The sequence below is a fragment of the Prevotella melaninogenica genome (genome assembly GCF_018127925.1).
Taxonomy (GTDB): Bacteria; Bacteroidota; Bacteroidia; order Bacteroidales; family Bacteroidaceae; genus Prevotella; species Prevotella melaninogenica_C.
Genome location: NZ_CP072347.1, coordinates 514,002 through 527,998, shown reverse-complemented (window position 1 = coordinate 527,998; position 13,997 = coordinate 514,002). Strand labels below are relative to the sequence as shown.

General features: G+C 41.8%; 6 protein-coding genes. All 6 read right to left on the bottom strand.

All coding sequences use genetic code 11. The annotated features are described in order from the left end of the window. Nucleotides 1-208 precede the first annotated feature (208 nt). A complete protein-coding gene (locus tag J4861_RS01955; protein ID WP_249110796.1) occupies nucleotides 209-547 on the bottom strand; it encodes a hypothetical protein in 339 nt (112 codons plus the stop codon). Nucleotides 548-801: 254 nt separating this feature from the next. Next, nucleotides 802-2,712 carry an antiviral reverse transcriptase Drt3b gene (drt3b, locus tag J4861_RS01950; protein WP_211816493.1) on the bottom strand — a complete coding sequence of 637 codons (1,911 nt, stop codon included), beginning with the start codon at nucleotides 2,710-2,712 and terminating at the stop codon, nucleotides 802-804. Further along, nucleotides 2,709-3,899, bottom strand: coding sequence for an antiviral reverse transcriptase Drt3a (gene drt3a / locus J4861_RS01945; RefSeq protein WP_211816492.1), 1,191 nt, complete (start codon nucleotides 3,897-3,899; stop codon nucleotides 2,709-2,711). The genes drt3b and drt3a overlap by 4 nt, the downstream gene beginning before the upstream one ends. Nucleotides 3,900-4,917: 1,018 nt before the next feature. Further along, complete coding sequence (locus tag J4861_RS01940) at nucleotides 4,918-6,141, bottom strand: MFS transporter (RefSeq protein WP_428842159.1); 1,224 nt, start codon at nucleotides 6,139-6,141, stop codon at nucleotides 4,918-4,920. A 350-nt stretch (nucleotides 6,142-6,491) separates the two neighbouring features. Further along, nucleotides 6,492-10,310: a glycoside hydrolase family 2 TIM barrel-domain containing protein gene (locus J4861_RS01935; RefSeq protein ID WP_249110794.1), complete on the bottom strand. Its 3,819-nt coding sequence runs from the start codon at nucleotides 10,308-10,310 to the stop codon at nucleotides 6,492-6,494. 82 nt (nucleotides 10,311-10,392) lie between these two features. Continuing rightward, on the bottom strand, nucleotides 10,393-13,884 hold the full coding sequence (locus J4861_RS01930) for a glycosyl hydrolase family 95 catalytic domain-containing protein (protein ID WP_211816491.1): 3,492 nt from the start codon (nucleotides 13,882-13,884) through the stop codon (nucleotides 10,393-10,395). Nucleotides 13,885-13,997: the final 113 nt, after the last annotated feature.

The window sequence follows — 13,997 nt, the reverse complement described above, 5'->3', positions numbered from 1 at the left end:
TTACGCGAATGGCACGAATTACATCGCAATAATATTAGCGCAATTAGAGAAATTCGTAGTTCATTAAACGTACAAATCATAAAGTTCAATGCTCAAAGTTCAAAAATGATTAGACAAATTCGTAGTCCATAAGTATATTTTTATTTTTTGTTTGCTGTCACTTTTAACATTTGAACGAACAAGCTATCCTTCAGCATATTACAATCATCTAAAGCCTGACAGCAGTGACAGCAACTTCAAAAGTTAGTTGGTGAGAGTTTATTCCTATAAGAACTAATTGAGCTTTAAACACCTCGTCCAAGAACTCCTCCAATGTTCCAGCCTTAGCAGCTGGCAGACTATCAGCTTGTCGCAAATGATGGTCAGCCTCTGAGATATGGATGTCTTCATCAAAGCCAAGAATATAACGTAGTGCAATACGATAGATACACTCCGTTGGAGCCAGTCCATACACTTGATGCTTAAAGATGTGGCGGATACGCCCCTCCGAGTTTGGATAGGCTTGCTTCAATCCCTCACTATTACTTCTTCTAACATATATTTCCACTTGATCTATTACCAACTATTCAAATATATAAAACGGAATCAACTACAGCCTCTGAGGGTCATTAGTGTGTGAGGATAAATCCTCTCATTCTCTCTTTGTTACAAATGCATTCATTGAACTATAACTTAGAACTCTCAAGTTCTAAATTAAGTCAGTAACTCTAATTGAATGTATATTCTTTGGTCGTTATCTTGATCATGGATTACTTCCGCAGAACTGTCTCTTCGGGCTTTCGCTGATTCCGTATATAAATATTACTCGTATGGAGAATGGTATTCTTTCTTAGATAATAAGTTTGACAAATCACATCTTTTATCCCAATTGAAAAACCATCTCCCTGTTTTATTGTATAACTCTAGTTTTTTATCTACTGATGCTGGATTACCACATACTTCTTTCAAAATCTCTTTCCTCTCACTCTCTTCAAAAAAAGGGCAAACTATAGCATCAAAAAAAAGCATTACTGTATCTGCGTGCCACATCGAATTCTCTTCTTTTACTCGACGTTTTATTTCTTCTAAGATATTTTTTTTGATATCATCATAGGTTTTATCCCAACCTATAATATATAATAGAGTACATATCTGGAAGTAGTTTTGTTGTTTATATTCGTCTATACCTCCCTTATTTATATTAAAGAGTCTAAGTAATTGTGTTCGCGATATGGATGTTTGCATTATACGACTGAGGCATAGTAATAAATTAAGCGCTTCAAGATTAATCTCATCGTTTTTTTTATTAACCTCATAAATATCCAAACATCGTTTTATTTCACGAAAAATTCTATTCTCTAATTCTGGTAATATTGTTTTGTCAATACATTTCTCTGCCCATTTATGAAGTTCATATAGTATGCGGCACAGCTTTATAGATGCAGATACATTCATATCCAAAGAGAAAACATAAAAGGCAACTTCAAGATACATCAAAAGTAGTTTACCCGTTGCCTCACTGGCGTATTCTTTATTAGATTCTTCACATAGCTGTGAGCTTATCAATGTAAGAAAATATCGATTTAGTGTTCCATATTTTTGATTATATCTATATGTAATTGAACAAAATTTATTTACGATGGATGAAAAAGAACTCATCTCATTCTTTATAGAATGTTTATATTTGCCTTTTTCATCCTTCACTAACCACCGCTCAGAAATACTATTTTTTAGTTCTGCAAGTTCTTTTTTTGCAACTGCAACATCTGAAACAAAAGGTCGCTTTAAAAACTCAAGTTTACTCTCGTTAATATAAAGCTTATACAACTGAAGTTCATCTTTGTAAACATCTAATATAGAGCAAAGTGTTTCTTCATTATTTGCATAAATATAATGGTCATCAATATATCTTCTAACTTCATAATCACGACCGAGCGTTAATGAATATGGTGATTGCTTTAGGCGATTAACCACATTTATATCAATACGTTGCAATATAACTTCTGCAAATATTCGAGAGATCTCTGGACCAACAATTATTCCATTCGTTTCATTGTAGTTTGCATGCTGCATAAGGGTGTCAAAGGCATTTTCAAAGGTTTCTTTTCCGATTAGCTCTTTAGCTTGTTTTTTGCCCTTAACAGCCCATGCAATAGTATGAGTATATATATGATAGAAGCAACGAGCAATGTCCATCTTCATCAGATGGGAATACTTTTGTTCCAAGCGAAGATAATCACCACTGGTAAAAAACTTATACATCATATCGTAACGCTTATAACTGAAATACGAACGATATAATTTATCTACTTCTTCATCTAATATCTCTATACGGTTCTGGTTCTCCTCCTCCTTAGTTTCCGATTCTTCTACCTTGAATATACATTTTGCACGCTCTGATATATAGCGAATAGAAAAAGGGCTATTACTACAAAGTGAGAGCATATAATAATCATGACTTTCGTAAAATTTTGCGCATTCTACCTGAATATAGGGATGCATTAAACTAAGTTTACGACTCTTATCTCCACCATATTTACGAACAGAGTAATCGAAAGGGATTGTCCACTTTTTAAGTTTCCCTTGAAAAGTCTGATAGAATATATCTTGTAATTCTTTATCTTGCATATTAAGATAGAACCCTTCATTATCAAGCATTAAAGGTATCTCATATGGTAAGACTTCTGTTAGAAGAACTCTATATTTATTGTTTAAATCTATATTCTTACTCATCGCCAGCAATTAGTTATGTCCGCAATCGTTGCAGATGTAAAATAATGTCTTACATGCTTTTCAAAACCAAAAACAAAAGAATATTTAGATAACTCTTCTACTTGATTTGCGTTAAATTTTTTCTTTAATTTTAATCCCAAACGTCCCGTTCTACAATGCAGTAATTTCTGATAGTACTTATCAAGCTCATATAATGAAGCCCTTGAAGTTATCATATTATAATTAAAATAGATTCCAATTCTAATTGGTAATAAAGTAGAAGGATTATTAATAGTGATATTGCCCGTAAGAAATTTAATTCTATTCTTCAACTTGATAAAATTTCCATCTTTAGCAAATCGCACAAAACTCTTTGTTATACGAGTCTTTATAACATTTACTTTCTTATCTGCTATTGCTATTTCTAAATCATTATTTTTTTTAAGAATAAAAGTATAACCAAGATAGGTAAGATTTAAATCTTCCTGATCATTATCACCCTTGTATGATTTAGATTCATTAAGTTGCAATCCCAGTTTATCCAATAATTCAGGAACTTTCGTCCAAACATTCTCTTGTGAATTACTACTACTACAAAAGATTATTATATCATCAACAAATCGCGCATAATAGAATACGCCATCCATTCTGCGGATTTCCAAATCGAAATACTTCATATAAAGTTCAGACATCACAGAACTTATATTCAACCCACGAGGTAATCCTTTTATTTTGGAAATACTTGAATTAGAAAAGAGATTTTTAAGAAGATATATTGACTGATAATTCAAACGTCCATCTTCTACAAAACGATTAATAAGTCTCTCACGTTCAATAGACTCATAAAAATGCCGTATGTCAAGGCGAATAACCCACTTACAAGCCTCTTCTCTCAACAAAGAGACCATCTGCTTGACTATCTGATTACGATTAGACTGCTCTATTCCATATATACGTTTAATATTATTATACAATTTACGTAACACCAAATCTTGACAAAGAAATTCCATAGAATCTTTGGGATGATTATTAAGAAATAAATCCCATCTTTGTTTTATATTAAAATAATATGTCCCTTCATTTATTTTTTCACCAATTATGAAGTCGACTTTCTCTGCGAACTCTTCCTTATTAAGTCTACCATTCCTGCGCTCACTCTGTGTAGTACAAGAATATAAGTTATGTGGTGAAAATAATAGCGAATACATTTATACTTTATTGGGGTAGTTGCAGTTTATAGACATTTTATTATATGTTCATTAAAAAGACTGTCAAAACACTGTTCATCCTTTGTAGAAAAGGGACAAACAATATCGAACAATGCCTCCTTGACATATACTTATATAATCTGACGTTCTCATTTTGTAGAAATAGTTTAACTATCAATGAAATATTAGCTCTAAGTGATTGCAAATATAATACATAAATTTTAAATATCCATAATTTAAAAGGACAGAAATATAATTATTATACACTTGCAAAAAAAACAACTACAAAGCCACATTAGATAAACAACAATTAACACTTCCATAAAAATAATATAAGAGTTTTCATAAAAGTGCTTGAAACTTGTGCTCGTAACAAGTTTAGAAGACTCTTATGAAATGTGAAGTGAGAAGAGAAAACTAACTCCAGACTTCGAACATCCCATTATAATTAAAGTGAGGTTAAGCTCAATACTTCATAATTATAATCACCCCTAAAGGGACGAAAATTTAAAGATAAAAAACATTACATAACACAAAAGAAAAAGCTGGGGAAAGAACTAAAATCATATCGATTTAAGTACCGTTGTAAACAACTTGTTATCAAGCTATTGCAAGGGTGCTTTTGAAAAGGGGCTTAATTGGACTTCAAAAGGGCGTTAATAAGAGTCCCAGAGGGCACCTTTTAGAAGCGAAAAGAGCATGAATTGAAAGCCAATTCATGCTCTTTTTATTTTTAAGATTTGATTTTTATTTACAATACGGAGGTGGCGGAAGGGAAAAAGTGGAATATTTTATTAGGCAAAGAAGCAAGTGTAAACGGTGTTGTCTTAACTCCTTTAACTCCATTTAACTCCTTAACTCCTCATCCTTTCCTCCTTAACTCCACATAAAATCCTCCTTAACTCCGCATCACTCCTATGAGTCAGCGGTGTTGTCTTAACTCCTTTAACTCCATTTCACTCCTTAACTTCACATCAAATCCTCCTTAATTCCTCGTCAATTCCTCCTTTCCTCCTCATCACTCCTCCTTCTTCGTACGAATCTTATATCCTGCCATTCCGTAATAAAGGATGAAGAGGAAACAAGGGACGCTGACCCAGTAGGAGGTTTGGAAAGAGGTGCAATCCTGCACGACACCACGCAACCAAGGCATCACAGCACCACCAGCAATCGCCATAGTTAGCAGTGAAGCACCAGACTTTGTGAACTTGCCAAGGTCTGCCATTGCCAAAGGCCACAGCGCTGGCCACATCAATGAACAGCCTAATGCCATCAAGAAGATGCAATAAACGGAGATAACTGGGTTTGGCACTACGGCTACAGCCACACTACCAACGAGGGCAATGATAGCGCAGATGCGCATTGCAGCAGCCTGAGAGAGGTAACGTGGGATGAAGATTACACCACAGATATAACCCACAATCATACCCACAGAAGGGATAAATCCGTAGTTATCACCCTCCAAACCTAACGACTGTGCATAACCTGTTGCCGTAGCGAGCGAGATGGTCTCTACACCAACATAGAGGAAGAGTGCCAAACAGCCCAACAACAAGTGTGGGAACTGCAGAATACTGGTCTTACCGTCAGCGTATGAACTGACTGCTGCCTCGTCACCACGCTCACTCTCATCCTCACCTGCATCCTTCACGTCTGGCAGTGGAGCCATCAATGCGATAACACCCAAGAGCAAAAAGATACCGATAATGATGGTGAATGGCATGTAAAGATCGCTGAGTTGCGTATCGCCAATACCCTTACCTATCACCAAAGTAATGAAGAGGGTTGTCACTGGCCAAGCCAACTTATTGCTGATACCCATGCAAGAGATACGACGTGCTGCCGAATCCATCGGACCCAGAATCGTCACATATGGATTGACAGATGCCTGTAAAACGGCATTGGCTGCACCACTGACGAAGCTCGCAATGAGGAACCATGTCAGTGAGTTCTGCTTCGCTGCGAGGATGAAAAGTCCAAAGGCTGCTGCGAAGATAGCGAACGACAAAGCCATCGTACGCTTATAACCGATTGCCTTAATGCAATGGGTTGCAGGAATACCGAACAAGAGAAACGGTATGAAAGTCGCTGCAAGCAACAGACTTGAAGCCGCACCAGAGATGTGCATTGACTTCTCTAATACTGGCATCAGATAAGAGTTGATACCCAAGGCAAAGCCAATAGAGAAGAAGAATAAGCCGATAATGGCTAAAGGAAATAGGTAGTTAGTTTTTTGTTTCATAATAAAGATATTTTTTTTTACTACTTCATAACAAGGGTTTAATGATTACTCTCCCCCCTAAGAGAGGACTTCTGTGAGCTTACTAAGGCTCCGCACCAATGGTGTTTACCATCAACACGCCATGTGCTAAGCCTCCGCACACTCTTTGAAAACGGAAAGAAGTGCACATTATTATAGCTTTGGCTTACTTTATTATCGCTCCATACATGGGGGAAGGATATTTTTAGTCAACCATTATAATTGCCATTGTGAAATATAAAGGCGCACGAGGCACCCATTCCTTAGAATGATGAATACCACGTGCGCCCCTACCCTACAGTCAAATCATAGGCAGTGAAGACTGCAAAGCGTTAGTTAGCATGAACCTTTCCACCCTGAATATAGAATCCTTTGGCAGGAGGTTCAGGGAGTCTACGACCAGAGAGGTCGTAGACTTGTGCCATTGTTGTCGCTGAGTTTACTACGGCAGAGATTCCGTTTGCGGTATCATCTGCCGCTTCCGAAAAAGGGATGAAACGCACGATGTTTGAGTAGGTTTTACCCTTTTCAATCTCATACTTCGGTAATGGAGCAGGACCACAAGAGCCATTACCAAGACCACGCTGAACAGCATCAAAGTGAGCTACGGTGCGGTCTGATGTTGGTAACTCCCATTCATGGCGTGCTGTGCGCAATTCTGCGTCTGTCCAAGGGGTCAGAGAGAAGGCAACATCACCCGATGTCTCTACCTTCACACCATTGCCCTCGTTGTTTGTGAGGGTGAACCAACGTAATCCGATGCGATTGCCGTTACTCTGTGGGTGTGCGAAAGGCTCATACATATCCTTGACTGTCGTCTCATAGAGACCGAAGTCTTCGCCATCGAGGCGGTCGATATAGCTTGCACGAGGACCACGTGCATAGTAGCGCACCTTTGACATGTCGCTTGGGAAGCTCAGACTAAAGCCTAAACGTCTTGCGCCATTGCCCTGTGCCTCATACGAGCTGGCGAGGTCTATCGTACCGTTTGCATTGATTGTGTACTTATAAGTAGCCTTACCATAGTTGCCGTTCTGCGTAACATTCACGGTTGCCGTCTTACCATCGTCAGAGAGTTGGAAGGTAGCCGTCTGCGACTTCACGCCATTATCGGTAGGATCATTACCATAAGCCTCCATCGGACCATCATTTTCAATCCAACGATAGCGGTCGAAACGTGGACCATTGTTCTGCATAAAGAGGTCCTTACCCTCGTATGCCCAAAGGGTGATATTACCCTGTCCGTCGAATGTTACTTTCTGCTTACCGTTCGCGTAGGTATAACCACCATCGCTATTCTTCGTTGCGTGAAGGGCATCAGCCTTTGTGTTATCAACTTTATCGAGGACCTCTGTGCGTTGTGCCAACTGTTGCTGGAACTCAGCAACAGGATAGTCACGATCGCACCAGTTCGTTGCCTCCTTCGTATAAAGTCCGATATTGAGGAAGAGTTCCTTACCTGCAAAGGCTGTAGGGTTATACTTCAAGTCAACGGTTTCAGTACCACCAGCAGCACAATTCAGTTTCTTAACGATACCATCCTGTACAGGCTTACCGTCGGCAAGGAGGGTCCACTTAAGATAGAACTGGTTGAGATTGCGATCGAGATACTTATTCGTCAACTTCACCTGACGGCTGTTTTTATTCAAATCGAAGCCCACCCATTGGTAAACACGCTTCACCTCGTCAAGCTCAGCACTCCATGCACGGTCGGCATTGACAAGTCCGTTGTTAACGAAGTTATACTGATGAGGACCCGGACAGTCATATCCTGTGATATAAGCAGGGAATCCATTCTTTGTCAATTGGTTGTTTTTAATCGCATCATAAGAGTAGATACTCTGATCCACCCAGTCCCAGATACAACCGCCAACACCCATCTGAGAGCCTTCCATTGCCTCCCAATACTCACGCAGGTTGCCCACAGCGTTACCCATAGCATGGGCATACTCGCACATGAAGTAAGGCTTATTCGTGTTCGGATGGTTCACATCAGAGGTCACCGGACCCGTTGTTCCGCTGCGCCAAGCATCCATAGCAGGATACATTACAGAGTGAATATCAGTTCCTTCAGCCTTATCTCGTGTTGATCCCTCATAGTGGATATAACGGTTGTCGAGTTCTTTCACAGCGTTGTAAGCCGCCATGATGTTCAGACCAGAGCCACTCTCGTTACCCAAACTCCAGAAGACAACACTCGGATGGTTGCGGTCGCGGAGCGTATTACGTACGTTACGGTCAACGATAGCACCTGTCCAATCGGTGTTATTGATGATTGTCTTTGAGCCTTCCCAGTTCCTATGAAGTTCCATATCAGCCTCATCAACAACGAAGAGACCGAAGTAATCGAACATTGCCATCATCTTTGCATGACGTGGATAGTGGCTGGTACGAACCGTATTCATGTTAGACTGCTTCATCATTGCTATGTCTTTTAACATAAGGTCGGTGCTGATGCTGCGACCATGCAATGGGTCAGTGTCCTGTGTGTTAGCACCCTTGAGGTAAGTACGACGGCCGTTTACCTCAAGATAACCCTTGCTAAGGTCAATCTTTCTGAAGCCATATTTAGTAGAGAAAGCCTCCTCTTCCTTGCCGTCCTGCGACTGGCTGAAAATGAAGGTATAGAGGGTTGGAGTCTCAGCAGACCATAGTTTCACGCCAGAGAGTGTTCCGAAGTCAACTGTCTGTGTTTTCAAGCTATCGCCAGCAGCAAAGACAAAGTCAGACTTCAGCCTCTTCACTTCCTTACCAGATGGGTCGAAGAGCGTTACGGTTACGGTCTTCTTCGCTGCAGTCTTATCGCGATTGCATACGGTAAGGTCTACAGATGTAGCCGCACTACCCGTAGCAACGGTAGTAGAACCCGGTGTAACAGTAGCCTTAATATAATGATCTGCCAAGTAAGTCTTTGGTGTAGCCACAAGGTAAACATCACGATGAATACCACTCATGTGCCACATATCCTGACCCTCAAGATAAGAGCCATCGCTCCAACGAATCACCTGTACGGCAACATTATTCTTACCAGTGCGGAGATATTTAGTAATGTCAAACTCGCTGACATTGTTTGCTCCTTCCGTATAACCCACCTCATTACCATTCACATAAACGTAAGCAGCAGAGTAGATACCATCAAAATGGAGGAAGACACGCTTATTCTCCCAGCCTACAGGCAAGGTGAAATCACGACGATAAGAGCCCACTGAGTTCTTCAAACCAGCCTTCATACGAACGTAAGGCTGCTGATCTTCAAATGGATAGTCTACGTTCACATACATTGGCAGACCATAACCATTCATCTCTAAACAAGAAGGAACAGTGATATCGTTCCACGCAGAGCCTTCAGTACTTACGCCATCGCCCCAGAAGTCGTCCTTACCGAGCAAGACAGGCTTAGCTCCCTCGCTCCAACGCAACTTCCATGTGCCATTCAAACTAAGGTAGTTTGCACCTGTTGGGTCCAACCAAGGCTTGTCATAACGCTGACCATCAGCCTTCATAGCCTTCGTTGATGGATAAGGCATATAGGTAGCATGCGCACACTCCTTGTTACGCTCATAGACCTTCGCATTCTCCCAGTCGGCACCCTCAGGAATAACCACTGCAGGCACCTCCTTGAACTGTAGCGTAGCAGCTGATGCCTCACTGTTCTCATAACCACAGTAATATCCGTTGACAGAAGAGATAGAACCAAAGGTTACATAATAAGTCTGACCGTTCTTTACAGACACTGCACTCAACTTATAACCACTGCCTTTCTTAGTGATATAAATCTGTTGATTAGGATTGGCGATGCTCTGTGTCCACATACAAGGGTAGCCAGAGACTTTCTTTGTGTCGTTGAGTGCCATGTCGAAAGCCAACTCGCCGTCGCCATTTACCAACTGATAGCAGTCCTGCTTACCCCTCACAGCAACGAGTTTCCACTTCTGTGCATCGTTGCCTTCAGCATAAGTAAGGAACGCAAGACCCGTGTCTCTTAACCATGAATACTTGTAGGGAGTAAGGACATTCTTGGTGTCTTGCCCTACCGAGATTAAATAGGTCTTACCGTGTTCAGGCTTCGCACCCCATGTGCCAGCCCTTAGCACGGATGGTGCTAACGCCAGTAAGAATACGAGAAGACCAATGTTTCTGATTGATTTCATATGAATGAAAGATAATAGATGTTTTTACTTGAACCCACACCTCAGCCTAAGCCGAAGTGTGGGTAAGATGTATAACCTGTGATTAGTTGATTACTTTCGTTGTGCTTGTTGTACCGTTGCTATACTTCATTTGCTTGATGTACACGCCACGGCTCTGTGACTGACTTGTCTTTGTACCGTTAAGGCTGTAGTAGTCTACGGAAGCAATGTTACCGTCCTGCGCCTTTTGTATGGCTGCGATAGCGTCTGCAGTATTAGAAACAATGACATACACACCGCCCTTCACTGTAGGGAAGCTGATTTCGTCATCACTGATACGCTTTGCCTTAACCGTCTTTCCGTCGGCAGTCGTCACCTTATAATCCTTTGCTACGTTAGTATATTTCACAACACAGGTTGTACCCATGTTGGAAACAATCTGTACCTTCGTAGCCTTCGCAGCAGCCCAATCAATGTCAACAGTGAAGTTGCCCACAGCCTTCAAGCCCTTTACTGAACCCTTCTGCCAGAATGTTGTTGGCAAGGCAGGGAGAATCACGAGTTTATCATTATGACTCTGTAGGAGCATCTCAGCTACACCAGCTGTATAACCGAAGTTACCATCAATCTGATAAGGTGCATGGGCATCCCAGAGGTTCTCATAGATACCACCTGCAGCCTCGTTTGTTCCGGTGTCCCAAGTCTGCTGTAAAGCACGCTTGATAAGGTTATGACAGTGGAGACCTTCGTAGGCACGGGCGTTAAGATTAATCTTATGACCGAGTGACCAACCTGTTCCGTGGCCATCGCCACGAGCTATCAGCGACTGACGTGCTGCCTCAAAGACGGTCTTATCGGCATCTTCACTGATCTGCGTACAAGGATAAAGCCCCATCAAATGTGAGATATGACGGTGTGCCTTATACTCATTAACACCGATTTTGCTTGGGTTATTAAACTGTGAAGAGTACTTCCACTCACGGAGATAAGTCTTACCATCAGCTGGATTCACCTCTGTATGACATCCATCGTCAAGCTTAGCAAAGTAGGTTGCAAGCGAATCACGGAACGCCTTTGACACTACATCATCGCCAAGAACTTTAATCGCCTTGCGTGTGTTATTGAAGAGATCCCAAACCAACTGCTGGCTGTGTGCGGTAGCATTCTCCGTTGGTCCATGTTCTGGCGACCACTCATTAGGACACTCATAGGTGCCGTCAGCAGCCTTCACGAGTTTCTTAAACCAATAGTCGACAGCCGACTTCATCGCAGGGAATGCCTTTGTGCGCAGGAAGTCCTTATCCATTGTGTAGGTATAGTGCTGCCAGAGGTGCTGGCAATACCACGCATTAGCAACGGTATAGGTGTTGGCAAAGGTAGTACCAGAGCCATAGATATTATTCTCTGTTGGTAAGGTCCAACCTGTATTCACGTGCCCCATGTCCTGTGCAAAGCGACGCCATGTAGGCTTCACACATGCCTCACGATAGATATAATCGAGGAATGGGCGGTGAAGTTCAGAGAGGTTGGTTGGCTCTGCAGGCCAGTAGTTCATCTGTACGTTGATGTTCGCATGGATATCAGAGTGCCATGCTGGTGTATTGTTGTCGTTCCAAATACCCTGTAAGTTAGCTGGGAGCGATACACCACGGCTTGAACTGATAAGGAGGTAACGACCATAATTGAAGTAGAGTTCCTCTAAGAAGAGGTTGTCCTGCTGGTTGTCACGATAGCTGCTGATGAGCTGTGGGGTTGGAATATTGTTCTTAACATCACCGAGGGTCAGCTGACAACGGTCGAAGAGCGACTTATAATCGGTCTTATGTGCTGCTAACAAAGCATCGTAACCCTTGTTCTGTGCACCATTCACTGTCGCTGCTGCACGACCTGCAAGGCGGTTAGCTCCAGACACATATGTCGGTGCGTCTGGATCGAAGTCGGTCAAACCACGGAGATAAACAGTCATGCTATTGGCACCATTTACCTCAATAATGCCCTTTGCATTCTTAGTAATCGTACCGCCATCGGTCACGATGCGCGCTGCACAATAATAGCTCTCTGGTGTTGTTGCACCATGATCATCCTGGCGAGCGACCTGACCATCGAAGGTAATCGTTGCCTGATTGTTATTATCAACGGTATAACTTACGTTACGTCCATTCTGATTCTTCAGTGTAAGGGTTGTATTGATTTTACCGTTCTGTGAGGCTGTATAGCGAACTACCACACAGCTATCAGGATTGCTTGCGAAGTAAGTACGACTGTATGCTACGCCATCCATCGTATATTTCACACCTGCTACGGCATCGTTGATATCGAGGTAACGCACGTAGTCTGTTACCTTTGACAATCCACGACTGCGAATATAAAGGTTACCAAAGTTAAGATAATAACCATAAGCAGCCGTACTCGTCAACCCACCGAGCTTACCGCTCCAAAGGGTCTTGTCATTAAATTGTACGTCGTCAATGGCTACATCGCCCATCAAAGTTGCACCAAACTGACCGTTACCGATAGGAAGACAAGAGGTCATCCAGTTGGTTGCGGGCTTTGTATACCAAAGCGTATATTTGTTGGCAGGGTTAAAAGTAGCAATACCTGACACTGGAACCAACTCTTCTGCTGGTACGAAGCGCACGACATTACCACCATCGCCTAAGTCCCAGAAGCTGATTAACCTACCCTCACCAGCACCTTGGAACATATTAAAGAAGTTACGTCCTGTGGTTGACTTACCAATCTCGAAGCCACCCAATGCGTTCTTTGACTCCACCATCGTAAAGAGCGTATCCTTCACGTTGCGAGCCTTTGCAGCGTTGACGTATGAATCGCTGACATAAAGAATCTTTCCACTCTTGCTAACAAAAGAGTATTTGCCGTCTTTCTCTGATACACGCCATAGCATATCATCAAGATTACCATTATGCAATGCGGCTGTTTGGCAAGTTGCCTTATCCCCCTTGGCACTCAGAAGCCAATTACCAGTCTGGAACTGGATGTAATAATAAACAGGATTTGCAGCTGTTGAGATGACTGGCATATAGTATGGAAACTCCATGTCATCCTTGCTAACAAAGGTCAAGACGTTGTTGATGTCTCCCTTATCCCATAATCCGATTTCCTGTCCTACCTTAATATCACCCACTTGATTCATCGCATGACTACCCGTAGAGTCTGGTCCCAACTCGAATGCACCCGTTCCAAAGCTATTATTCATACTCTGGAAGATGTGGAATGAGGTAATATCTGTAGCCTTAGTAGCCGCCATAAAACGCGAACTATAAGGATTTGTGCCATTGACATAAAGGGTATGCCCGCTCTTGCTTACCAACTGGTACTTCTTATTACGACCAAAGTTCTCTGCCGCTACCACCTTCCATAACTGGCGATCACCATTCATAACCTGTGGAACGGCAGTAAGGCACTTTTGCTTTTCGCCCTTATCTTCCAACACGTTGTTAGAACGAAGATACTTAACGTAATACCAATGCTCATTGCCTTTGGTACTGATGCGAGGATAACCTTGTGCCAGAACTTGTCCGAGACATACGACAGACAAGAGAAAAGCAGCACAAAGACGCTTACAGATATTCATAATAGAGGATAAGATATTGTGATAATTATTTAATTATTAATGTTGAACAATAAGACGAAAAAGGGGGTTGTATCAAAATGGTGTCAGTGGCAAGTGATAGAATTACACATGTT